Origin of the sequence: Alexandriicola marinus (assembly GCF_004000435.1) — a bacterium.
GTDB lineage: Bacteria > Pseudomonadota > Alphaproteobacteria > Rhodobacterales > Rhodobacteraceae > Alexandriicola > Alexandriicola marinus.
This window is the reverse complement of sequence record NZ_RBVZ01000002.1, coordinates 1148444-1170063: the sequence shown is the minus strand read 5'-3', so window position 1 is coordinate 1170063 and position 21620 is coordinate 1148444. Positions and strand designations below refer to the sequence as shown.

Annotated in this window: 25 protein-coding genes; 7 read left to right on the top strand and 18 right to left on the bottom strand. The window is 63.3% G+C overall.

All coding sequences use genetic code 11. From position 1 onward, the window contains the following. Positions 1 to 14: 14 nt before the first annotated feature. Positions 15 to 2120, top strand: a complete 2106-nt coding sequence (locus EP376_RS12075) for a lytic transglycosylase domain-containing protein (protein WP_127655774.1) — start codon at positions 15 to 17, stop codon at positions 2118 to 2120. A 37-nt stretch (positions 2121 to 2157) separates the two neighbouring features. On the opposite strand, the gene EP376_RS12070 is transcribed toward EP376_RS12075, so the two are convergent. Further along, on the bottom strand, positions 2158 to 3033 hold the full coding sequence (locus EP376_RS12070) for a DMT family transporter (protein WP_127655773.1): 876 nt from the start codon (positions 3031 to 3033) through the stop codon (positions 2158 to 2160). After that, entirely contained in the window at positions 3030 to 3704 is a 675-nt protein-coding gene (gene mnmC2, locus EP376_RS12065) for a tRNA (5-methylaminomethyl-2-thiouridine)(34)-methyltransferase MnmC2 (RefSeq protein ID WP_127655955.1), read from the bottom strand. Before mnmC2 ends, EP376_RS12070 begins: the two co-directional genes overlap by 4 nt. A gap of 53 nt (positions 3705 to 3757) precedes the next feature. On the opposite strand from mnmC2, the gene EP376_RS12060 reads away from it, so the two are divergent. Then, a complete protein-coding gene (locus EP376_RS12060) occupies positions 3758 to 4768 on the top strand; it encodes an NAD(P)/FAD-dependent oxidoreductase (protein WP_127655772.1) in 1011 nt (336 codons plus the stop codon). On the opposite strand, the gene EP376_RS12055 is transcribed toward EP376_RS12060, so the two are convergent. Further along, on the bottom strand, positions 4752 to 5573 hold the full coding sequence (locus tag EP376_RS12055; RefSeq protein ID WP_127655771.1) for an HTD2 family dehydratase: 822 nt from the start codon (positions 5571 to 5573) through the stop codon (positions 4752 to 4754). The two genes, EP376_RS12060 and EP376_RS12055, sit on opposite strands and share 17 nt — an antisense overlap. Before the next feature lie 32 nt (positions 5574 to 5605). Beyond that, entirely contained in the window at positions 5606 to 6136 is a 531-nt protein-coding gene (locus EP376_RS12050; RefSeq protein ID WP_127655770.1) for an NADPH-dependent FMN reductase, read from the bottom strand. Between the two features lie 114 nt (positions 6137 to 6250). On the opposite strand from EP376_RS12050, the gene EP376_RS12045 reads away from it, so the two are divergent. Next, complete coding sequence (locus tag EP376_RS12045; protein WP_127655954.1) at positions 6251 to 7903, top strand: thiamine pyrophosphate-binding protein; 1653 nt, start codon at positions 6251 to 6253, stop codon at positions 7901 to 7903. Here the strand turns inward: EP376_RS12045 and EP376_RS12040 are convergent. The 8 genes from EP376_RS12040 to EP376_RS12005 all read right to left on the bottom strand — a co-directional run bounded on the left by EP376_RS12040 (position 7900) and on the right by EP376_RS12005 (position 14693). Further along, positions 7900 to 8727, bottom strand: coding sequence for a cobalamin B12-binding domain-containing protein (locus tag EP376_RS12040; RefSeq protein WP_164744922.1), 828 nt, complete (start codon positions 8725 to 8727; stop codon positions 7900 to 7902). The genes EP376_RS12045 and EP376_RS12040 overlap by 4 nt on opposite strands. Positions 8728 to 8849: 122 nt before the next feature. Then, complete coding sequence (gene cobO, locus EP376_RS12035; RefSeq protein ID WP_127655768.1) at positions 8850 to 9470, bottom strand: cob(I)yrinic acid a,c-diamide adenosyltransferase; 621 nt, start codon at positions 9468 to 9470, stop codon at positions 8850 to 8852. Positions 9471 to 9555: 85 nt separating this feature from the next. Further along, positions 9556 to 10071: an NYN domain-containing protein gene (locus tag EP376_RS12030; protein WP_127655767.1), complete on the bottom strand. Its 516-nt coding sequence runs from the start codon at positions 10069 to 10071 to the stop codon at positions 9556 to 9558. Beyond that, positions 10068 to 11126: a cell division protein ZapE gene (gene zapE / locus EP376_RS12025; RefSeq protein WP_127655766.1), complete on the bottom strand. Its 1059-nt coding sequence runs from the start codon at positions 11124 to 11126 to the stop codon at positions 10068 to 10070. Before zapE ends, EP376_RS12030 begins: the two co-directional genes overlap by 4 nt. A gap of 98 nt (positions 11127 to 11224) precedes the next feature. Further along, the gene (locus tag EP376_RS12020) at positions 11225 to 12139 is read right to left on the bottom strand and encodes an alpha/beta fold hydrolase (protein ID WP_127655765.1); all 915 of its coding nucleotides are present in this window, start codon (positions 12137 to 12139) and stop codon (positions 11225 to 11227) included. Then, positions 12118 to 13050: an ornithine cyclodeaminase family protein gene (locus EP376_RS12015; protein ID WP_127655764.1), complete on the bottom strand. Its 933-nt coding sequence runs from the start codon at positions 13048 to 13050 to the stop codon at positions 12118 to 12120. The genes EP376_RS12020 and EP376_RS12015 overlap by 22 nt, the downstream gene beginning before the upstream one ends. Further along, on the bottom strand, positions 13047 to 13667 hold the full coding sequence (locus EP376_RS12010; RefSeq protein WP_127655763.1) for an HAD family hydrolase: 621 nt from the start codon (positions 13665 to 13667) through the stop codon (positions 13047 to 13049). Before EP376_RS12010 ends, EP376_RS12015 begins: the two co-directional genes overlap by 4 nt. A gap of 60 nt (positions 13668 to 13727) precedes the next feature. Beyond that, the gene (locus EP376_RS12005) at positions 13728 to 14693 is read right to left on the bottom strand and encodes a DMT family transporter (RefSeq protein ID WP_127655762.1); all 966 of its coding nucleotides are present in this window, start codon (positions 14691 to 14693) and stop codon (positions 13728 to 13730) included. Between the two features lie 194 nt (positions 14694 to 14887). Between EP376_RS12005 and EP376_RS12000 the strand changes: the two genes are divergently transcribed. The 3 genes from EP376_RS12000 (at position 14888) to EP376_RS11990 (ending at position 16397) form a co-directional block, all read left to right on the top strand. Next, positions 14888 to 15364, top strand: a complete 477-nt coding sequence (locus EP376_RS12000; RefSeq protein WP_203331029.1) for a response regulator transcription factor — start codon at positions 14888 to 14890, stop codon at positions 15362 to 15364. A gap of 113 nt (positions 15365 to 15477) precedes the next feature. Continuing rightward, entirely contained in the window at positions 15478 to 16005 is a 528-nt protein-coding gene (locus tag EP376_RS11995; protein ID WP_127655761.1) for a DUF4199 domain-containing protein, read from the top strand. 20 nt (positions 16006 to 16025) lie between these two features. Continuing rightward, entirely contained in the window at positions 16026 to 16397 is a 372-nt protein-coding gene (locus tag EP376_RS11990) for a VOC family protein (RefSeq protein WP_127655760.1), read from the top strand. Here the strand turns inward: EP376_RS11990 and EP376_RS11985 are convergent. Genes EP376_RS11985 through mbfA form a run of 5 tightly spaced genes read right to left on the bottom strand, consistent with a single transcriptional unit; the run spans position 16394 to position 20040 of the window. Next, on the bottom strand, positions 16394 to 16843 hold the full coding sequence (locus tag EP376_RS11985) for a YaiI/YqxD family protein (protein ID WP_127655759.1): 450 nt from the start codon (positions 16841 to 16843) through the stop codon (positions 16394 to 16396). The genes EP376_RS11990 and EP376_RS11985 overlap by 4 nt on opposite strands. After that, positions 16840 to 17235, bottom strand: a complete 396-nt coding sequence (locus EP376_RS11980; RefSeq protein WP_127655758.1) for a (R)-mandelonitrile lyase — start codon at positions 17233 to 17235, stop codon at positions 16840 to 16842. The genes EP376_RS11985 and EP376_RS11980 overlap by 4 nt, the downstream gene beginning before the upstream one ends. A 1-nt stretch (position 17236) precedes the next feature. Continuing rightward, a complete protein-coding gene (gene fghA / locus EP376_RS11975; RefSeq protein WP_127655757.1) occupies positions 17237 to 18067 on the bottom strand; it encodes an S-formylglutathione hydrolase in 831 nt (276 codons plus the stop codon). Between the two features lie 35 nt (positions 18068 to 18102). Then, the gene (locus tag EP376_RS11970) at positions 18103 to 19038 is read right to left on the bottom strand and encodes an AEC family transporter (protein WP_127655756.1); all 936 of its coding nucleotides are present in this window, start codon (positions 19036 to 19038) and stop codon (positions 18103 to 18105) included. Positions 19039 to 19062: 24 nt separating this feature from the next. Further along, positions 19063 to 20040: an iron exporter MbfA gene (gene mbfA, locus EP376_RS11965; protein WP_127655755.1), complete on the bottom strand. Its 978-nt coding sequence runs from the start codon at positions 20038 to 20040 to the stop codon at positions 19063 to 19065. 134 nt (positions 20041 to 20174) lie between these two features. Here mbfA and EP376_RS11960 point away from each other — a divergent pair, with 134 nt between their 5' ends. Further along, entirely contained in the window at positions 20175 to 20795 is a 621-nt protein-coding gene (locus EP376_RS11960) for a TetR/AcrR family transcriptional regulator (protein WP_127655754.1), read from the top strand. Between the two features lie 19 nt (positions 20796 to 20814). Here EP376_RS11960 and EP376_RS11955 read toward each other — a convergent pair whose 3' ends face one another. Continuing rightward, a complete protein-coding gene (locus EP376_RS11955; RefSeq protein WP_127655753.1) occupies positions 20815 to 21549 on the bottom strand; it encodes an NYN domain-containing protein in 735 nt (244 codons plus the stop codon). Between the last annotated feature and the right edge of the window lie 71 nt (positions 21550 to 21620).

The following is a 21620-nucleotide window of genomic DNA, read 5'->3' as shown; positions in this document are numbered from 1 at the left end:
GGCAGGGTGTGGATATGCGCAAGAGCGCTTGGTTTGCGTCGATGTTGGCTGGGGCAGCGTTGTCTCTTTCCGCATGGGCCGTTTCAGCTCAGGATCAGACCGGCCTGCCGGAGACGGGGTTCGTGGCAGCACAGGCTGCCATGGATGCCGGCGACTGGGATCTTGCCTACCTCCTGACCGAGGGCGAAGGCCGTGTCGCAATCGACCTCGTGACATGGAAACGGCTGCGGGACGGTGCGGGCACCTTCGGCGAGTTTCGGGGGTTTCTGCGCAATCGCAAGGATTGGCCGGGGCTCGAGCGTATCCGCGAACGTGCCGAAGAGGCCATTCCCGAACGCGCCTCTGCCGTCGATGTGCTGACCTTCTTTGCCGACACTCCGCCCGAGACAGGCGAAGGTGCCGTGCGGCTGGCCGCCGCCCTGACGGAGGCCGGCAGGCCCGATCAGGCGGCCCAGACCCTGATCGACACATGGCTCGGCGCCGGGCTCAGCGATGATGGGTTGGCCATCATGCTGGCCGAACACGGGGAACTCTTGGCGCCCCATCACGCGGCCCGGGTCGATGCGCAACTCTGGCGTTGGCGGATCAGCGATGCCGAGCGCCTTCTTGATCTTCTCGGCGACGACGACCGCGCATTGGCCGAGGCGCGGATCGCGCTGATCCGGAATTCGGCCGATGCCGCCGAAAAGCTGACCGCCGTTCCCGCCGCGCTCCGCGATCATCCCGGTCTGGCCTATGACCGCTATAACCGCTTTGCCGACAGTGGCGACTACACCGAGGCAACCGAAATCCTTTTGGCCCGCACGGGCAGCGCCGACACGTTGGGCCAGCCGTTCCGCTGGGCTAGCTGGCGCGCCTCGCTTGCGCGGTGGCACATGCGCGAGGGCCGCGCCCGTCTGGCCTATGACATGGCCCGTCAGCATCACCTTGAAGAAGGGCGCTTCTACTCCGACCTCGAATGGCTTTCGGGCTATCTGGCCCTGCGCTATCTGGATGACCCGGCGCTGGCTCTGGGCCATTTCCGCAACCTCGCCTCTGACGTCGACAGCCCGATCTCTGTCGCGCGGGCCGGCTATTGGGAAGGTCAGGCCCACATTGCCCTTGGCGACGCCGAGGCCGCCGCCGTTGCCCTTGCCCGTGCCGCCGACCACCAGACCGCTTTCTACGGGCTTCTTGCGTCGGAACTGATCGGCCGGTCGCTTGATCCGACGCTCGCGGGCGGCGAGAGTTTTTCCGATGCAGCCCGCGCCTCGCTTGATGACAACGACCTTGTTGAGGCCCTGATGCTGCTTCTGGAGGCGGGCGACAGGGGCAGTGCCGTCCTGTTCGCGGCAGAGCTTGGCCGGACCCTTGATCGCGACGAACTGGGCCACCTCGGGCAGATGATGCAGGCGCAGGACGAGACGTTCTTTGTCGTTCTACTGGGAAAGGCGGGGGCCGCGCGCGGCATGATCATCCCCGACATGTATTTCCCGCTCCACCCGCTGGCGGAAATGGAGATGCCGGTCTCACCCGAACTGGCGCTTTCGATCGCGCGCCGCGAGAGCGAGTTTCGCGAAGATGCCGGCAGTCCGGTCGGCGCGCTGGGGATGATGCAGCTGATGCCCGCCACCGCCGAAGAGGTGGCAGGCGAACTGTCCCTGCCCTATTCGCGCAACCGGCTGATAACCGACTGGCGCTATAACGTGACCCTTGGCGCCCGGTATCTGTCCTTCCTCCGCGAGGAATTCGGCGACAGCCCGGTGATGATCGCGGCGGGCTACAATGCCGGGCCGAGCCGGCCCTCGACATGGATGGCGGAACGGGGCGATCCGCGCAAAGGCGAGGTCGATGTGGTCGACTGGATCGAGCATATCCCCTTCACCGAAACCCGGAATTACGTGATGCGGGTGACGGAATCGATCCCTGTCTATCGGGCACGCCTGACGGGTCAGGGCGGGCCAGTGCGGTTCACCCAACTTCTGAACGGCGAGCCGCCCTTTGTCCGGCCGCGCCTGCGCCCCAGTGCCACCGATCAGACCGACGCCGCATCAGACACGGGTGCGATCGCGGAACCCGCGGCCCCTGCCCCGCCTGACGGACCCTTGATCATCCGCCCGATCGCCCGGCCCGGCGGCTAGGCCCAAGGGTCAGGATCGCGCGGTCAGGATCGCGCAGTCAGGAGGCCTGCTTGACCTTCCGTTCGCGCAGCAGCGTGAACAGGCCCGCCCCCACCACGATGGCCGACCCGATGGCGACGTTGGGTTCCAGCACCTCGTTGAAGACGGTGATCCCCACCAGCGAGGCGAAGACAAGCTGAAGATAGGCGAAGGGCTGAACGGCGCTTGCCTCGGCCACCTCGTAGGTCTTGATCAAAAGCCAGTGACCCGATGCGCCGGTCACGCACAGAACCGCCATCAAAGCCCAGTCCGGGCCCGTCATCGGCTCCCAGAACCAGATGCCGATCACCGTCATCAGGATCGCACCCACTGTGCCTGTCCAGAAGAAGCTGGTGGCGACGGTATCCTTTCGGGCGGCAAAACGGGTCAGCAGCCCGTAAAGCGCGAACATCGTCGCCGACAGGAGCGCCACCAGCGAATAGGGGCTGAAGACGCCGACCCCGGGCTGAAGGATGATCAGCACACCGACAAAACCCATGCCGATCGCCGCCCAGCGCCGCCAGCCGACCTTTTCACCCAGAACCGGCCCGGACAGGGCCGCGATCAGAAGCGGGTAGCAGGCGAACATCGCGTGGCTTTCCACCAGCCCGATCAGAACGAAGGCCAGAACCATCACGCAGATCTCGGCCGCCAGCAGAAGCCCCCGGCTCGCCTGGAGGACGGGCTGCGTGGTTCGCGCCGCCGCGCGCAGGGAGCCCGATTTCCGCACCGCGACCGCGATGACGAAGGCCGCAAAGAACCAGTACCGGATCATCACGATCATCAGGACGTTGTATTCCCCCGCAAGATGCCGTGACAGGCCGTCCTGCGCCGCGAAGACCAGTGTCGTCGCGATCATGAACACGATTCCAAGTCTTGAATCGTTGCGGGTCATAGAGGTCTCCGTGCGTGGGTCATGTGGCGCTTGCGGCCATAGCCCGGACCCCGCCACACCTCGAAACCGGCCTCTGACAAAGCACGTCTCACGGCTCCAGCAGCAGTGTATGTCGCGGCGGTTCCGCCCGGGCGGGTATGCCCAAAGACCTGCGAAAGCAAGGCGGGTTCCCACAATTCGGGGTTTCGCGCAGGCGCAAATCCATCGAGGAACCATGCATCGGCCTGACCTGTCCAGACCGGCACCGTCTCGCGTGCATCGCCGATCACCAGATCGAGGATCACCGGCCCCAGGTCCACCAGACCGCCGCCCTGCGCGACCGCGTCGACAAGCCGGGCCGCCCTGTCGTCCAGCGCAGGAAATGCCGACAGGGCGCGAGCCATGTCCGAGGGCGCGAGCGGATAGGCCTCGAATGAGGTAAACCTCAGCGAGCCGTCGATGTCTGCCTTTTCCCAGGCCAGCCAGGTCGTCAGGAAGTTCAGGCCCGTACCAAAGCCCAGCTCTGCAATCGAGAAACCCGGCGCGAACCGTGCGGGCAGGTCGTTGCCGGACAGAAAGACATACCGCGTCTCTTCCAGCCCGTTCTCCAGCGAGAAATAGGGATCCTGAAACCGTTCGGAGACGGGAACATCCCCGTCGCGCCATCCGATATCCGATTGCTGGTCGGCCATGTTTCCTCGCTCTATGGTCGGCGCGACATTGATCACGATGACGAGGCTTGGCAATGGACGTCACCATCCGCGGCGCGGGGATTTTCGGACTGTCGATCGCATGGGCCTGCGCCCGGCGCGGCGCCAAGGTCAGGGTGATCGACCCCCACGGCATCGGGGCCGGATCGAGCGGCGGGATCGTCGGCGCGCTCAGCCCGCATGTGCCCGAGAACTGGAACGACAAGAAAGCGTTTCAGCTGGAATCCCTTCTGATGGCCGAGGAATGGTGGACCGTGGCGGCGCAGGCAGGCGGCGGCGACCCGGGCTATTGTCGGTCGGGCAGGTTGCAGCCCATTGCCGACGCCGCCGCGCTGGAACGGGCACAGGCCCGGTCGGTCGGCGCCGAGGCACTTTGGGACGGCAGGGCCCGCTGGTCCATCGTCCCGCGTGCGGATGCCGGGGCATGGTCCCCGCCCAGCGACAGCGGCTACCTTATCCACGACACGCTGTCGGCCCGGATCAATCCGCGCGCCGCACTCGATTGTCTGGCCCGCGCGATCCGGGCCCGGTCGGGCGAGATCGTCGCCGCCGGGTCTGACGCGGGGGCGGTGGTCTGGGCCACCGGGTATCACGATCTCGCGCGCATGGGCGTGGCGGGCGCAGGGGTCAAGGGACAGGCGGCCCTCTTCCAGCTTGATCAGCGCGACGCGCCCCAGCTTTTCGTGGATGGGCTGCACCTCGTTCCCCATCATGACGGCACGGTCGCCATCGGATCGACCAGCGAACGCGACTGGTCGGATCCCGCTACGACCGATGCACAGCTTGATGCGCTGATCGACAAGGCAAGGCAGCTGATCCCCGCGCTTGCCGACGCGCCGGTGATCGAGAGATGGGCAGGCGTGCGCCCCCGCAGCAGATCGCGCGCGCCGGTGATCGGCCCGCACCCTCTCGAACATCGGGGCTATATCGCGAACGGCGGCTTCAAGATCGGATTCGGCATGGCGCCCCTGATCGCCGACATCATGGCCGATCTGATCCTCGACGGTCGCGACCGCATCCCCGCCGACTTCAGGCCGGCCGACTGACCGGAGTTGCGCTGGCTTCCATGCATTGACGGCCGTCGGGGCCACGGACCCACAGCGTTCCGTCAGACTTCCAGCAGAGCTCAGCCGTCTCGTGATGCATCAGGGGGGCCGTGGCCCGGTAGCTGAACCGCGCCAGATCCCCCATGACATCGCACGCCAGCAGCATCAGAAGCTGGGCCAGAAGCGGGCCATGATCAACCAGGCCATCATAGCCTTCGACCCCACGGGCATAGGCCTCGTCATAGTGGATGCGATGACCGTTGAAGGTCAGCGCCGAGTAACGAAACAGCAAGGTGCGGTCGAAAGACCGGGTCCTGCAGACCTCTTCGTCAGTGGCCGCCACGGGTGGCGCGGGCAACGCGGCATGGATCGCTGCCTCGGAGCGGTAGACAAGTTCCTGATATTCGGTGAGGGCCAGCCCACCCCGTTGCCGGAAGTCGTGACGCAGGCGCACAAAGGCCAGTGGTCCCGATCTGCCCTCCTTGCGCGTGACGTGGTCAATGCTGGTCAGACGCTCGGTGCGCGTTCCGGCCCTGAGGGGGCTGTGGAAATCCAGACGCCCGGCCGCCCACATCCGCCGCGGCAGACCCATGTCCGGGATGAACCCGCCGGTCTTTGGATGGCCGTCACGACCCAGATGCGGCGGCGGGACAGCCTCCCAGAAATAGACCTGCTGAAAGAATGGCGGGAGAGGGTCGCCGGCCGTAATCGTCGGCGCTTCGCCCAGCGCGGCCTGCAATGCCGCGGCACGGGCCGGGTCGATCGGATCGGTCATCGTCCGTGTCTGATGCGAAGCTTCCGTCATGATGTGGCACGCTACGACCAAACGCGCGGAACTCAAGTCCTTGTTTTCAGGTCATCCATCAAGCTCTGGAGGAATGTCACGTAACTTTCCGTCGAAAGTCGCCTGTCATCGTCGAAATGATTCTGTGCCCCGCCGACCAGAACCTCCGGCCCCTGAAGGATCAGGGGACGAAACGGTTGCATGCACAGGCGCAGCGAATTTTGGCTTCGCTCGCCGCCTGCACGGCCCGCAGTTGCGGACATGATGGCAACCGGCTTGTCGAGCCACGGATTGCCTTCGGTGCGGCTGATCCAGTCGAGTGCGTTCTTCATCACACCGGAAAGGTTCTTGTTATACTCGGGACAGGAAATGATGACCGCATCGGCCACGGCAATCTGATCGGCGACCTTCTGCACCTCGGGCGGGATGCCTTCGGCATCCTCGAGATCACCATCATAGAGCGGAAACCGGATATCGGCGAATTCAAAGGTTTCGGGATCGAACAGCCGGGCGGCCTCGTGGACCAGCATCGTGTTGAAGGATTGGCGTCGCAAGGACCCCGAAATGCCAAGAAGGCGTGTCATTGAACAAACTCCTGTCGACTACCGCGAACAAGTAAGCCTTTGCCATCCGCCGGCAACCGGCTTGCCCCTTCGGCGCTGCTCACTCAATGTGCGCCAAAACGGGAGAAACACATGATGCGGCACGGCGGCCAGATTCTGAGCGATCACCTGAAGCGGCGGGGGATCAGACGGGTCTTTTCCGTTCCCGGAGAAAGCTTTCTGGCGGCGCTGGATGGCCTGCACGAAAGCGGGATCGACAATATCGTATGCCGGCACGAGGGCGGGGCCGCCATGATGGCCGAGGCCCATGGCAAGATCACCGGTCAGCCGGGCATCGCCTTCGTGACGCGCGGACCGGGGGCCACCAATGCCAGTTCGGGCGTTCATGTCGCGCGACAGGATTCGACGCCGATGATTCTGTTCGTCGGGCAGGTGGCGCGCGATCATCGCGACCGCGAGGCGTTTCAGGAGGTCGATTTCCGCGCCATGTTCGCGCCTCTGGCGAAATGGGTGGCCGAGATCGACCAGACCGACAGGCTCCCGGAATATCTGGACCGCGCCTTCAATGTCGCGTTGTCGGGTCGTCCGGGGCCGGTCGTCCTGTCCCTGCCCGAAGACATGTTGTCCGACAGCGCCGATGTGGCGGATGCCCCCTTGCCCGGCGGCCGGATCGCGCCGGATCTGACAGAGCCTGCGATGCAGGCCATCGACTGGCTGGCCGAGGGAAAGCGCCCCCTTGTCGTCGTGGGCGGGCCGCATTGGTCGTCGAATGCGGCCGAAGAGCTCGGCCGTTTCGCCGCCGTGCAGGGCGTCCCGGTGGCCGTCGGATTTCGGAGGCAGGACTATCTCGACAATGACCATGCCTGTTTTGCCGGTGATCTGAATGTCGGGATGAGCCCCGCGCTTGCCCGCCGGATGCAGGAGGCCGACCGACTGCTGGTGATCGGGTCGCGGCTGGGCGATATCGAAACCCGGGGCTATAGCCTGCTGAAACCGGGCTCCGACAGCCCTGCGATATTCCATGTCCATGCCGATGCGGACGAGATCGGCCGGGTCTATCCGGCAGAGATGAGCCTTGTCTGCACCGCGCCGGCCTTTGTCAGTGCCTTGGCGGAATGCCCGGGCCGGGGCGGTGATTGGCACGACTGGACGGCACAGGCGCGGCAGGACTACCTGGACTGGGCGACACCGCGCGCGACGCCGGGCGCGATCCGGCAAGAAGACGTGATCAGCTGGCTTTCGGAAAATCTCCCGGCGGATGCGATCCTGACCAACGGAGCCGGCAACTATGCCGCGTTCCTGCACAGGTATTTCCGGTACAAACGCTATGGCACGCAATTGGCGCCCACTTCGGGCTCGATGGGATACGGGTTTCCGGCTGCAATCTCCGCCTCGCTCGAATATCCCGGACGGCAGGTCGTGTGCCTGGCCGGAGACGGATGTTTTCAGATGACCCTGAACGAGATGTCGACGGCAATTCAACATGGGGCAACGCCCCTCGTCATCGTGATGAACAACGGCCAGTACGGCACGATCCGGATGCACCAGGAACGCACCTATCCCGGCCGCGTGTCGGGGACGGGTCTTGCCAATCCGGACTTCGCCGCACTGGCCCGCGCCTATGGCGGGCATGGCGAGACCGTCGATAAGCAGGAGGATTTCGCAGCCGCGTTCGAGAGGGCCAGAGCTGCCGCGTTGCCTGCAGTGATCGAAGTCAGGCTCGATCCGGAAGCGATTTCGACGACGGCAACGATCGCCGACCTTCGGGCCAGCGCAGGCGGGGTCTAGAAGGAATCCCGCGGAGGCAGCTGAGACAGCGAATCAAGCAACGCCTCGACATCCTCACCGTCCCGGATCACGGCATCCGCCGCGATCAGCGAATTGAGTTCGGGCAGATGAGAAACGATCTGCCCGCCGATCACGATATGCGCGTGCGGCTGAACAAACCGCAAGGCCACGACCAGCTGGGTCAGCGGGCCGATCGACGTGGGCTGACTGGCCGAAATCCCGATCAATTCGTGGTGCTCGCCCTCGATCGCGGTGATCAGATCGTCATGCAGGCGCCCTGTCTTGAGACTGATGTCCCAGCCATTGTTGCGCAGCAGATCGGCTGCCATGGTGATGCCGATTGTATGCGTCTCGCCCGGGACGGACAGGAAAAGCGCGCGATGACTGTCGATCCTGGCCCGCTCTGCCAGAGGCACCTCGTAGCGCAGCCCGCGCATGATGGAAAAGATATGACCGACGGCCACTGTCATGGACAGGAATGACAGCCGGTCCTCTTCCCACATCTTGCCCATCAGCTTGGCCGAGCCGGCAAGCGTGTGAAGATAGATCGTCTCGATCGGGACGCCTTCGCGGCGTTCCTGACGGATCATTTCGTGGGCATCGTCCGGCGTATCGGACAACAGCGCCGCGGTGAACGCGTGAATATCGACGTCGATCTGCGACGGCGCATGCCCCTGAACGCTGCGCATCTTGCCTGCAAGCCGAACGACGACTTCGTCGGCAAGCGACCTCACAGCGTGGTAGGGCAATTCGCTCGGATCGAGGCGAACTGCGCTTTGGGCGGACTTTGCCGCTCCCTCCCGGTCGTTGGCACTATCGCTCAAATCTCGGGTCCCCATCCGATTTGCGCGGTGGCTAATTTCCACGCAATTTTGGTTGATTCGGCGTTCTCGTGATCATGATAGCATGATTTTTCAGGCGGTCTCCCGGCACTGGGCATGATTTTTCAGAATTCGACGCCCTGCTGAGCCTTGATCCCCGCTCGGAACGGATGCTTGATCAACTCCATCTCTGTCACGAGATCGGCCAGTTCGATCAGGTCGCCATGGGCATTGCGGCCTGTCAGAACGACATGGGTCATCGGTGGCTTGTTGTCCCGCAGAAAGGCCACCACCTCGTCGATCGCGACGTAATCATAGCGGATCGCGATATTGATTTCGTCCAGCAAGACCATCTTGTTCGACGGATCGATGATCAGCTCCTTCGCCTTGGCCCATGCGGCCTGCGCCATCTCGATATCGCGGGACTTGTCCTGGGTTTCCCAGGTGAAGCCCTCGCCCATGGTGTGAAACGCGCAGATGTCGCTGAACTTCGACAGGATCAGATCCCGCTCCCCGGTCGACATGCCGCCCTTGATGAACTGGACGACAGCGCATTTCATACCATGGGCGATGCACCGGAATATCATGCCGAACGCGGCCGAGCTTTTCCCTTTGCCCTTGCCGGTATGGACGATGATCAGGCCCTTCTGATCGGTCTTGGTCGCCATGATCTTGTCGCGCGCGGCCTTTTTCTTGGCCATCTTGGCGGCGTGGCGATCTGTGTCCTCGGGGGCCGGTCCGCTCATGTGCCTGTATCCTCAAACCTGTGTGTTGCGCCTGACAAAGTCCCGGATCCGTCCGCCGACCGCAAGCGCATTGCGACCGGTTCGATCACAGATCGAATTCGGGGCAGCCCTGGCGAATGCGTCCGCTGATCAGGCGCCCCTCCTCCTCCAGGGCCGGGAAATCCATGCGCCAGTCCTGAAACCTGTCATTCGTGATGATCCGGGCCCGCTGCCGAAGAGCCGAGCGGATCAGTTCGGGGTCGGCAGGCGTCCCCTTGTCCACGACGCGGATCGAAGAGGCCGGGATCGGCAGGATCCGCGCCAGTTGACCGGGCCCCGCATAGCGCCCGATCAGTTTGTATCCGACATTCGCGTCGAACCAAGTCTCGGGTTCGAAACCGGCCTCGATCAGCGCGGCAAGAACCGAGGACAGCTTTTCAGACGAAGGCTCTCCTCCGCCCCAATGCATCACGTTCGATCCATCGACGACGATGACCGGCCGTTTGCGGGCGCGAACGCGCCGGCCCCGGGGCAGCCACCCGATGACAGCGACGAGCAGGGTCAGGACGACCAGAAGGATGGGCCCTGCCTGACCCTCGAACAAGAGAGCCTCCAGCGTCACGCGCGTCCCCAATCCTCGGATTGCATCTCTTCGAGGCGGCTTGCCGTGCGGCCGAATTCAAACGACCCCTCGCCTTCGACATAGAGCATTTCGGGCCGCGCCGCGGCGGAACAGATCAGCCGGACCCGACCTTCGTAAAGGGCGTCGATCAGGGTCACGAACCTCTTGGCCTCGTTGAAGTTCATCGAGCCCAGCTGCGGAATATCGTCGATCAGGATCACCTTCGCGGCGCCGGCAAGCGCGAGGTAATCGGCGGGGCCAAGAGGCCGGCCGCACAGATCATAGAACCGGGCGCGCGCCGCCCCGTTGTAGAAGCCCGGTATCTCCACGTCGCGGCCATGCACCCGAAGAATTTCGGGATGCGCCTGCCCGTCTGTCAATTCGTCCCAGATTCGGTTCATCTCGGCCCGCGCGGTCGCGTCGATCGGCGTGAAATAGGTCTGCGTGCCCTTCAGTCTGCCCTGCCGGTGGTCGGTGTCACTCGCCATCTCGACGACGTCCATCCGCGCCTCGATCATCTCGATGAAAGGCACGAACAGGTCCCGGTTGAGACCGTCCTTGTACAGATCGCGCGGCGGCCGGTTCGACGTCGTGACAACCGTCACGCCCGCATCGAAGATCCGCTGGAACAGGCGTCCGACGATCATCGCATCGGTGATGTCCGTGATCTGCATCTCGTCAAAGGCGAGGAACCGCACTTCCTCGGCAAGCTGATCGGCCACCGGCGCAATGGCGTCGTCGACACCGCGTTTGCGGGCCTTGCCCATCTCGGCATGGACCCATTGCATGAAAGCATGGAAATGGCGGCGCTGTTTCGGCACGGTTACCGTTTCGAACAGAAGGTCCATGAGCATGGATTTTCCACGCCCGACACCGCCCCACAGATACAGCCCACGCACGGGCGGGGGGGGCTTGCGGAACAGGCCCTTCTTCACAGGTCGCTCGAGTTCGCTTCGAACCCTGTCGAGGTCCGGGAGCATGGCCTCCTGCACGGGATCGGCGTTCAGCCGCCCGTCGGCCACCCTGCGGGAATATGCCTCTGCCACACTGGTCATGGTCTCTGAGTAGCCGTCTGATGCCGGGGGGAAAACCCCAACTTGCGTGTGCCCTTCGACCAGTAAGAGAGCGGGCTGAGACCGGGTTGAAACACCATCTAGTCGCCCCGGACAAGCGTCCGGTAGAGCGCGGCAAGTTCCCGGGAATGGGTCACGACCAGCCCATGGTTCGCCCCCGGGATCGTGTCTTGCAGGGCGGCCCGGTTCCAGCGGGCCAGCGTGCCGACGCTTTGGATCGGGATCACATCGTCCTCTTCGCCCCAGAGCGCAAAAACGGGGATATCAAGCCGACTGATCGCGCGATGTTCCTTTTCCTGCCTGTCCGAAAGGATGCCACGTCGGCTGGCGATGACGGCCGGAAAATATCCCGGGCGTTCGATCTGCGCCAATCGCAGTTGATGAAGGGCCGGATCGCCTGTGCCGGCCTCTGCCGCGAGGGCGCGGCGCATCCTGAACGGCTCGATCGCCGCATGCAGCCATGTGCCCAGAAACGACAGCCCGAGGATCCGCCTGAGAAACGGCTCTTCGTCGTACTCCACACCTGCGGAGGCGATCAGCACGACCCGCTGAACACGGTGCGAATACCGCGCCGTAAAGGCCGTGACGATAGAGCCGCCCATCGAATAGCCGACAAGCGTCAAGTCGTCCTCAAGGCCCTGATCATCCAGCAGTTCCCTGAGTTGCGTGACGAAGAATTCTGCCGTCTGCGGGCCTGCAACGTTGTCGGAAAATCCCCGCCCGTAGAGGTCATAGATCAGAACCCGATAGCCAAGATCGCAAAGCTCGCGAGCGAAAGGCTCCCAGACGTCGGATGGCGTGGTCAGGCCATGGACGCAAACAGCGACCGGGCCTCGCGCGCCGCCGAACCAGCGGTAGTGGGTCCGGCCACTGGGAAGATCGGCGAACCTGCCTTTAGCATTCGACGGATCGAGCGCGTCGCGGCGCAACTCCTGAACGAAGGGGATCGAAACGATTGCGGCCGCGACTACGGCTATGAGGATCCACCAGACCATCGGGCATTCCAGACTTCGAGGATGTATCGGCTTACCATCAGGTCGAGATGGGCGCCGCCGCCGTTCTTGAAGATGGTTATTTCTGACTCGGAATTGCGGCAAAAAGCTGAAGGATTTCTGAAATCTGCAAGAATATCATCGGCGGTGATCGTTCCCTCGGCGATCGGGATGGCGATCTCGCCGATGTGTCCGATCGTTGTGGCGCGGGCATCGACGAACAGTCGACCGCGTCGGATCGCCTCGTCATCGGCCTCGCGCATGTCGGCACGGAAGGCCCCGATCAGGTCGACATGTTGACCCGGCTGCAACCATTCCCCCTTCAGGATCGGCTCTGACGACATGGTCGCGCAAGAGACGATATCGGCCGCGGCAACGGCACCGGGCAGATTCTCGGCCACGCTGACATGGTCGAATGCGGCAGCCAGTTCCTCCGCGCGCGCGACGGTCCGGTTCCAGACAAGGAACGAGGCATCCGGGAACCCCGCCGAATAGGCCTCGATCAGGGATCGCGCCACGGTTCCCGCACCGACGATCAGGATTTTACGGCTCTCGGGCCTGGCCAGCCGGAGTGCAGCCAGAAGACTATCGCCCGCGGTCTTCCATTTCGTGACCAGGTGGAAATCCAGGATCGCCGACAATTCACCGGTCGCATCGTCGAACAGGTTGACCGCACCATTGACCATGGGCCGTCCCTCGGACGGATTGCCGGGGCAGACCATGCAGGCCTTGACCGCCACGCCCATCCCGTCGATCCAGGCCGACCGGTTCAGAAGCGTGTCGTCGCCACGGCGGATGAAGACATCCTCGACCTTTGCTTCGGGCAACTCGTGCCCCCGTGCGATCGCCTCGGTCAGGGCAATCCAGTCCAGCCCCTGCTGTCCCTCGTCGAATGGAATGAACGGAGCGGTCATGCGGCCTCCTCTTTGGTCAGCAATCCTGCATCGACAAGCCGCGCGGCCCAGCCGTCGGGACCCTCGAACAGGTGGGTCTGCCATCCGCGGGCGGCAGCGGCATCGATGTTGTCTTGCCTGTCATCCGTGAACAAAAGCGCCTCCGCCGGCAGACCGCAATCGGCCTCGACCATTTCATAAATTTCAGGCTCGGGCTTGATCACCCCCATATGGCCCGAAATGTAACGACGATCGAATTCCTCGAGGAACGGATAATTCCTCACCCCGATCTCGAACGTCTGGATCCCGAAATTCGACAGCGCGAATACGGGAATCCCGTTGCGCCGCAGCGCCCGCAACAGCCGGACGGAATGGTCGATGGTCGGCGCCGCCATATCGATCCAATGGCTGTACCACATATGGATCTCGTCGCGCCATTCGGGCGTTTTCTCGGCCTCTTCCATGACGATCGTCTTGAAATCTCCGCCCCGGTCGATGCGGTCGTTCATCCCGTGAAGATCGACCGCGTCGAACATCCGGGTCCGCCGGTCGCGCCCGATCACATTGTCATAGAACCGTTCGGGCTGCCATTCGATGAGCACATTCCCGATGTCGAAGATAACCGCCTTGACCGCCATGCACCTCATCCCGCGTTGTTCGGCGACAACCTGCACCAAGGAACGGAGACGGAAAAGGGCCTAACGCCGGTATCGGGGTGTCCGGGGCACGCGGCGGGGGCCGTTGCTGCGCGCCTCACGCCAGATGATCACAAGCCCGGAGACAAGGATGAGCGCGATGCCCGCATAGGTGATCGCATCGGGCCAGTCACCGAATACGAGGATCCCCCAGACGATCGACAACGGCAGCGCGACATATTCGAACGGCGCAACAAGTGCCGCCTCGCTGGTGCGGTAGGCAAAACTGATCAGGAACCCGCCCATCGCGCTGGCGACCCCCACGGCCACGAAGATGAACGCATCCTCCAGCGCGGGCATCGTCCATGCCCTGAGCAGGAATTCCAAGGAAGGATCGGTGCCGGGGTTGAACCGGCCGTCCCCAGCGACAAGACCGAAGATGGCGGTCACCGCGATGAAGGTCAGCTGGATATAGAACGACAGCGCGGCCGAGGATTCCGTCTTCCCGATATGGCGCGTCAGCATGTGCAGCGAGGCATAGCCGAACGCCGCCGCGATCGGCAGGAGCGAGGCCGGCTGAAACGCCTCGGTGCCGGGGCGCAGGACGACCAGAACCCCGATCATGCCGACGGCCACCGCAGCCCAGCGGAACGGCCCCACGGTTTCACGCAGGAAGATCACCGAAAAGACGGTGATGATCAGGGGCGAGACGAAGAAGATCGCGACCCCTTCGGCCAGGGGCAGCGCCGCAAGGCCAAGGAAGAATGACATGTTGGCAAACACGACGCAGAGGCCGCGCAACAGGTGCATGTGAAGCCGCCGCGTCTTGAGGGCGCGAAGACCGCCCGCGAAGGGCACGATCAGCGCCAGCAGGAACAACAGGCCAATCGTGGACCGGATCAGAACGACCTGATGCAGCGCATACGCCCCGGACAAGAACTTGATCGCGACATCGTTGACCGAAAAGCAGAAGACCGCCCCGATGGCGGCAAGGGACCCGAGGGTGGGTTGGGATAGATTGCGCAGCATGATCCCGACTTATCCACTCAGGCAGGGAGAGTCTCGCCCGTCGGCGTCATCGGGGCCAAGTTTTCGATATGAGAGGTCCGGAGCCCTCCGGCGCCGCAGGATCGGAAGCCGAGATCAAGGCAACAGGATCAGCTCTGGTCTGGCAAGCGAACCGGCGCTAGCCTTGTCCTGTGACGACGAGGCCAGGCTGCGGCATGACGACCATGGGGCAAAGGAATTCGACGATCCGCAAGACAAAGCAGGCAGGCGCGGCCATGCCGTGGTCAGCGATCCTTGGCTACGGCGCTGTTCTGGCCGGCGCTGCCTTTGCGATCTCCTGGCTGGAATATCGGCACGCTTCTCTGCTTGTCCCGACCGAGATCTACGTGGTGGTCGTCGCCGTCGCGTTCGCAGGTCTCGGGGTCTGGATCGGAACGCGTCTGACATCCACCGGGCCACAGCATGGCACTTTGGACCGGCTGTCCCGATTGGCGGCCCATGGCATCACTGATCGAGAGGCCACCGTACTGGACCTGTTGGCCGAGGGCCACTCGAACAAGGAGATCGCGCGCGAACTGGGCATCTCTCCCAACACGGTCAAGACCCATGTCGCACGTCTGTTCGAAAAGCTGGGCGCCAATCGCCGGACACAGGCTCTGCGCCGGGCACGGGAGTTGTCGCTGATTGCCTGATGGCCGATTTCGGGGCGAAAAATCGGGAAGATCACCCTTCTGGGCGATGGATATCCATCGTCACGATGGGGCAGGCTCTGAAGAGTCCTTTCTTCACCTCGGAAGTATCGCACATGACCCTCATCGCTCTGACCTTTGGGTCCATCTCGGGCCTCGTCGTGATAACCGGAATAATTCTTTCGTTGGTCTGGTCTGGCAACGATCCCTCGACCGCGTCGCAGTTGGTCGGCTATCTGATCATGTTCATCGCGTTGTCGATCATCTTCTTTGGCATCAAACGTCATCGGGACGTGAATTGCGGCGGGGTCATTGCGTTCCTGCCCGCACTTGGCCTTGGACTTCTGATCTCCGCGGTCGCGTCGATTGCCTATGTCGTTGTGTGGGAACTCTATCTCGCGCTCTCCGGCTCGAACTTTATGGAAGCCTATGCCGCGGCCCATATCGAGGAGCAGGAGGCATTGGGCGTTGCCGGCGCGGAACTGCAGGCGCTGCGTGCCGAAATGGAATTGTTGCAGGTTCGCTATGAGAACCCGCTATTCCGCATTCCGATTACGATGTCGGAAATCCTGCCGGTCGGCGTGGTGATTTCACTGATCTCCGCGGCACTCCTGCGGAACCCGAGGATCCTTCCGGCCCGCTGACCCTAGAAAGGATCGAACATATGCAACTTGGTGCCTTTTCCATCAGCCTGACAGTCAAGGATCTTGCCGCTTCCAAGGCCTTCTACGAGAAACTTGGTTTCTCCGATCTGGGCGGCGTGCCCGAGCAGAACTGGGTGATTCTGAAGAACGGCGACACCGTGATCGGGCTGTTTCAGGGGATGTTCGAAAGGAACATGCTGACCTTCAATCCAGGCTGGGGTCAGGACGCGAAGGACCTCGACAACTTTACCGACATACGCGACCTGCAAAAGGCGTTGAAGGCGCAGGGCATGGAGTTCGTGCAGGAGGCCGACGAGACGACCGAGGGACCAGCAAGTTTCGTCCTCGCCGACCCGGACGGCAATCCGATCCTCGTCGATCAGCACCGCTAGGCGTTACGCGCGGCGGCGCGGACCTCGCGTTCCAGTGCATCGAGGAACCGGCTGCGATCGGCCTTGCCGAACGCCTTGCCTCCGCCCTGCCGGAAAGGATCGGCGGACCGCAGATCTGCCATCAGGTCGCGGGACGCCAGCGCGGGCCCGATGTTGCGGTCGTTCAGCGTCTCGCCGTTATGCTTGACGACCCGGGCGCCACCTTCGATGACGCGCGCCGCAAGCGGCAGGTCACCGGTCACGACCACGTCTCCCGGGCCGGCCCGGTCGGCAATCCACATATCCGCCACATCGGGACCATCCGGCACGATCACAGTCTCGACCAGAGGGTTGGGAGAGGGCCGCAATCCCCCGTTCGACACGATGAAAAGGCGCAATCCGTGCCGTGATGCGACCCGTTCGGCCTCGGCCTTGACGGGGCAGGCATCGGCATCGACGTAGATCACCGGCCGTAATCCGCGTCGCTGACATGTTCGAGCCAGGTGGTCGTGCTGCCCTCGAGCGCCTCCTGAATCGCGATATGGCACATCGGGCCGTCGGGGCCCGCGCCGTGCCAATGCCGTTCGCCGGGCGGGAACCAGACAACATCGCCGGCGGCAATGTCTTCGACCGGGCCGCCATCGCGCTGAACGAGGCCCGCGCCCGACAGAACGATGAGGGTCTGGCCCAGCGGGTGGGTATGCCATGCGGTCCGGGCACGCGGTTGAAAGGTCACGCGCACCGCGTTGGCGCGTGACGGCTCTTCGTTGCTGTGCAGCGTCTCGAACCGGACAGCGCCGGTGAACCAGTCGGCAGGGCCGTCCTTTGCCGCAATCTCGTTGGCGCGGGTGATCTTCATCTCAACCTCCAAGGGCTTCGGCGTGGAAACGAACATGGTCCCCCATGAACGTCGACACGAAAAAATAGCTGTGATCGTACCCGGGCTGAAGCCGCAGGGACCCGGCCTGCCGGCGTTCGGCCATCGCCTGGGCAAGCGACTCGGTCTTCAGGAGATCGCCGAACTGATCGTCGGTGCCGGTATCGATCAGGACTGGCCCTTCGAACCCTTCGCGACGCATCATCAGCGTGGCGTCATGCGGCGCCCAGAGATCCTCGTTCTCACCCAGATAGGCGGTCAGCTGCTTGCGGCCCCAGTCGCTCTGCTTCGGGTGGCAGATCGGCGAAAAGGCGGAAACCGAACGGAACCGCTCCTTCAGACCCATCGCCAGGGTCAGTGCACCGTGCCCGCCCATGGAATGGCCGGTGATCGCCTGCCGATCCCGGTCGAGCGGGAAATTCTCGAAGACCAGCGACGGCAGGTCTTCGGCCACGTAGTCCCACATCCGGAAATGCGGCGCCCAGGGCGCCTCGGTCGCGTTGACATAGAACCCCGCGCCCTGCCCCAGATCATAGGCCGCATCATCGGCCACGCCTTCGCCGCGGGGCGATGTGTCGGGAAAGATCAGGGCCAGCCCGTGCTGCGCGGCATGGGCCTGTGCCCCGGCCTTGACCATGGCGTTTTCGTGGGTGCAGGTCAGGCCCGACAGATACCACAGAACCGGAACCGGACCATCCGACGCGGCGGGCGGTAGGTAGAGCCCGAAGGTCATGTCGGTGCCGGTTGCTTCGGAGGCGTGGGAATAGACGCCCTGAACCCCGCCAAAGCATCTGTTTTCGGAAATCGTCTGCATGGCTCGCCCCTCTGATCGTTTTGTCTTGGCCTAACTCACGGCACCATCGTTGTCACCCAGGCGATCACGGTCGTCACCGTGACGATCGACAGGGCCGTCGAAATCAGGATCGAGGCGGAGACGCGCGCCGGCGCCACGCCGTAATGTTGCGCCAGCATGTAGATGTTGCCCGCCACCGGAAGCGAGGCCGCCGCGATCATGACCGCAGCCGCATAGGGCTCGACCGGCCAGATCCACAGCGCCGCCACGGCCACGCAGGCCGGATGAAGGATCAGCTTGGCAAACGACAGCCAGCCCGCGACGGCAAAACGTTCGGCGCTCTTGGATGCAAGCGACGCGCCGATCGCGAAAAGCGCGCCTGGCGTCGCGGCAGCACCCAAGGTCTGCAAAAGGTCATCCAGCGGGCGGGGGAGCGGCTGAGACGTGGACGACCACGCAAGCCCCAGCACGATGGACACGATCATCGGATTCTTGACCAGCCCCAGACCGACGGTCACGAGGATCCTCGGCGACAACTGCCCCTCCCGGGATCCCGTGACAAGGATGACGATCAGCGAGGAAAAGACGATCAGGTCGATCGACAGCACGACCATGTTGTGCCCGATCGATTGTTCCCCCATCAGCGCCGCCAGAAGCGGCAGCCCGAGGAACCCCGTGTTCCCGATCGCCCCGCATTGCGCCTCGATCGCGGCCTCGGCCACGCCACGACGGCGCAAGAGCGCGACGACCGCCACAATGACATAGACCGCCGTCGTGCCCGCGAGATAGGCAAGGATGAAGTTCCGGTCCAGCAGGTCGCCCAGCGACAGGGTCGCCGAGAACCGGAACAGCATGGCCGACAATGCAAAGTAGAAGACAAACTTCGTCAGGGCTGCGGTCGCCCCTTCGGAGAAGAAACCGGTGCGCCCGGCACCGTAGCCCAGCCCGATGATCGCGAAGAACGGCAGAGTCTGAAACAGGATCTCGATCATGTGGCCCCGGCCGCAAACACTCGACTAGCCGCTTCCTATCAGGGCCCCCGCGGCAAAGACCAGTGCCCCGCCCAGAACCACCTGGAATGCGGCGCGGAAGAACGGTGTCTCCATGAACTTGTTCTGGATCCAGGCGATGGCCCACAATTCGACGAAGACGACGATGATCGCGATGATCGTCGCGGTCCAGAAATCAGTGATCAGATACGGGAGCGCGTGGCCCAGCCCCCCGACCATCGTCATGATCCCCGATGCAAATCCCCGCTTGATCGGAGAGCCGCGGCCCGAGATCTGCCCGTCATCCGAGGCCGCTTCGGTAAAGCCCATCGAGATGCCGGCACCAACCGACGCGGCAAGACCAACGAGGAATGTCGTCCATGTGTCCTGCGTCGCAAAGGCGGTGGCAAAGATCGGCGCAAGCGTCGACACCGATCCGTCCATCAACCCGGCAAGCCCGGGCTGAACCCATGTCAGGATGAATTTGCGATGGGCTGCACGATCTTCTTCGTCGCGCGCATCCGCGGTCAGGTGTTCGGCCGACAATTCGTCTGCTGTCGATTGGTGTCCTGCCTCGGCCGCAGCCAGATCGCCCAAGAGCTTCCTCGTATCGGCGTCGGTCGTGCTTTGGGCGGCGCGCAGATAGAACTGCTCGGCCTGCCGCTCCATGTCGGAGGCCTGATCGCGGGCCGCCTCGAGGCTGAGGTTCTCGATCAGCCAGATCGGTTTGCGGGCATAGAAACCTGCGACATGTTCACGCCTGATAAGCGGGATGACATCGCCGAACCGTTTGCGGTGCAATTCGATCAGCCGGCGGCGATGTTCGTTCTCTTCCTCGGCCATGCCATCGAACACGCGCGCTGTCGCCGGGAACTCCTCGCGGAGCCGTTCTGCGAAACTGCGATAGATCCGGCTGTCGTCCTCTTCTGCCGAAATGGCGAGAGCCAGAACCTCTTGTTCCTTTAGATCAGCGAACCGACGGCGATTCTGAAAGCTTGGAAGCATGACGTGAAGATCCTATTTAGAATTATTCTAACTATATTCCGCTGAATGACAGCGGCAAGAGGCAACAGCGAACCCGGGAGGCCTTGCCCGGCACGACTCCCCTAAGCTACTATCGCTCATTCGAGGAGGACCCCATGCCCGACGGAGCAAACAGCGCGATCAAGCGTGGTCGAAAGTTCGACCAGGTGCTTGCGGGTGCGCGCGAGGTCTTCATGACGGACGGTTTCGACGGCGCCAGCGTCGACGACATCGCGAAACGCTCGGGCGTGTCAAAAGCCACGCTCTACAGCTATTTCCCCGACAAGCAGCGTCTGTTCATGGAGGTGGCCAAGTCGGAATGCCTCCGACAGGCGGATGAGGCCATCGCCTCGATCGACATGTCGGCCCCGGTCGAGGAAATCCTCGGCAGCGCAGGCCGTCAGATCGTGCGTTTCATCACGTCCGACTTCGGGCAATCCATCTTCCGGATCTGTGTGGCCGAAAGCGAACGGTTCCCCGCCCTTGGCCGGGATTTCTATGAAAGCGGGCCCGCGCTCGTGCGATCCCGGCTTACGGAATTCTTCGCGACCGCGGCAGAGAATGGCGCCCTGAAGATCGACGATCTGGAGCTTGCGGCCGATCAGTTCCACATGCTGTGCAAGGTCGATATACTCGACCGTGTCGTCTTCAAGAATGAACAGGGGATCACCCACGCGGCCGTCGATCGCGTGGTCGATGGCGCAGTTGCGACATTCATGGCGCGGTATCGCGCCTGACGACGCTGGCCCGCAGGTGTCAGTCGATGCGCCGCACCATAAGCTGATTGCCCTCGCTGCGGCGGGTTTCAAAGACCTTGAGCGCCGCGATCAGATCGCTCAGCTTCTTGTGGCCATAGGTACGCGTGTCGAAATCCGGATTCGACGCGACCATGAACTGCCCCAGCATTCCGAGCGGATACCATTCATCCTCGGTCTCGATCGCTTCCATGGCGCGGATGATCAGGTCGCGGGCCTCGTGCAGGGGCGCGCCCTTTGGCTTGCTGCCGGTGGCCGGCGTCTTCGGTGAGGCGTCGCTTTCGGCTTCGGTCTGGCCACCGATGTTTTCAAGGAAGATGAACCGCTTGCAGGCCTTGCGGAAGGCCTCGGGCGTCTTTTTCTGGCCGATCCCGTAGACGTCCAGCCCCTGCTCACGGATACGACTGGCCAGCCGGGTGAAATCGCTGTCGGACGACACGAGGACAAACCCGTCGAACCGGCCCGTGTGCAGAAGATCCATCGCATCAATGACCAGCGCGATATCGGAGGAATTCTTGCCCACCGTGTTGGCGGGCGAATGGTGCGGCACCAATCCGTGTTCGGCCTGAACCTTGTTCCAGCCGGCCATCTGCTGAGACGAGAAATCGCCATAGCAGCGCCTGACCGAGGCTTCACCGAAGCCTGCGATTTCCTCGAATATCGCGGCAGCGTGTTTGGGCGAGGTGTTGTCGGCATCGATGAGGATGGCGAAGATCGGTCGCGTTTCGTCGGGCATCAAGGCCTCCGGCACATGCTGGTGAACGCCCTGCGCGCCGTATTGGCCCGCGCAAGGCAGTATGAACCGGA

Bases quoted from the DNA above. Each gene is read 5' to 3' on its own strand.
- EP376_RS12045 (WP_127655954.1), top strand. From the start codon at position 6,251: ATGCGGCACGGCGGCCAGATTCTGAGCGATCACCTGAAGCGGCGGGGG.
- EP376_RS11955 (WP_127655753.1), bottom strand. From the start codon at position 21,549: ATGCCCGACGAAACGCGACCGATCTTCGCCATCCTCATCGATGCCGAC.
- fghA (WP_127655757.1), bottom strand. From the start codon at position 18,067: ATGCAGACGATTTCCGAAAACAGATGCTTTGGCGGGGTTCAGGGCGTC.
- zapE (WP_127655766.1), bottom strand. From the start codon at position 11,126: ATGACCAGTGTGGCAGAGGCATATTCCCGCAGGGTGGCCGACGGGCGG.
- EP376_RS12055 (WP_127655771.1), bottom strand. From the start codon at position 5,573: ATGACGGAAGCTTCGCATCAGACACGGACGATGACCGATCCGATCGAC.
- EP376_RS12005 (WP_127655762.1), bottom strand. From the start codon at position 14,693: ATGCTGCGCAATCTATCCCAACCCACCCTCGGGTCCCTTGCCGCCATC.
- EP376_RS11960 (WP_127655754.1), top strand. From the start codon at position 20,175: ATGCCCGACGGAGCAAACAGCGCGATCAAGCGTGGTCGAAAGTTCGAC.
- EP376_RS12075 (WP_127655774.1), top strand. From the start codon at position 15: ATGCGCAAGAGCGCTTGGTTTGCGTCGATGTTGGCTGGGGCAGCGTTG.
- EP376_RS12010 (WP_127655763.1), bottom strand. From the start codon at position 13,667: ATGGCGGTCAAGGCGGTTATCTTCGACATCGGGAATGTGCTCATCGAA.
- mbfA (WP_127655755.1), bottom strand. From the start codon at position 20,040: ATGCTTCCAAGCTTTCAGAATCGCCGTCGGTTCGCTGATCTAAAGGAA.
- EP376_RS11980 (WP_127655758.1), bottom strand. From the start codon at position 17,235: ATGAAGATCACCCGCGCCAACGAGATTGCGGCAAAGGACGGCCCTGCC.
- EP376_RS11990 (WP_127655760.1), top strand. From the start codon at position 16,026: ATGCAACTTGGTGCCTTTTCCATCAGCCTGACAGTCAAGGATCTTGCC.
- cobO (WP_127655768.1), bottom strand. From the start codon at position 9,470: ATGAGCGGACCGGCCCCCGAGGACACAGATCGCCACGCCGCCAAGATG.
- mnmC2 (WP_127655955.1), bottom strand. From the start codon at position 3,704: ATGGCCGACCAGCAATCGGATATCGGATGGCGCGACGGGGATGTTCCC.
- EP376_RS11995 (WP_127655761.1), top strand. From the start codon at position 15,478: ATGACCCTCATCGCTCTGACCTTTGGGTCCATCTCGGGCCTCGTCGTG.
- EP376_RS12070 (WP_127655773.1), bottom strand. From the start codon at position 3,033: ATGACCCGCAACGATTCAAGACTTGGAATCGTGTTCATGATCGCGACG.
- EP376_RS11970 (WP_127655756.1), bottom strand. From the start codon at position 19,038: ATGATCGAGATCCTGTTTCAGACTCTGCCGTTCTTCGCGATCATCGGG.
- EP376_RS12050 (WP_127655770.1), bottom strand. From the start codon at position 6,136: ATGACACGCCTTCTTGGCATTTCGGGGTCCTTGCGACGCCAATCCTTC.
- EP376_RS12060 (WP_127655772.1), top strand. From the start codon at position 3,758: ATGGACGTCACCATCCGCGGCGCGGGGATTTTCGGACTGTCGATCGCA.
- EP376_RS12020 (WP_127655765.1), bottom strand. From the start codon at position 12,139: ATGGTCTGGTGGATCCTCATAGCCGTAGTCGCGGCCGCAATCGTTTCG.
- EP376_RS12015 (WP_127655764.1), bottom strand. From the start codon at position 13,050: ATGACCGCTCCGTTCATTCCATTCGACGAGGGACAGCAGGGGCTGGAC.
- EP376_RS12000 (WP_203331029.1), top strand. From the start codon at position 14,888: ATGACGACCATGGGGCAAAGGAATTCGACGATCCGCAAGACAAAGCAG.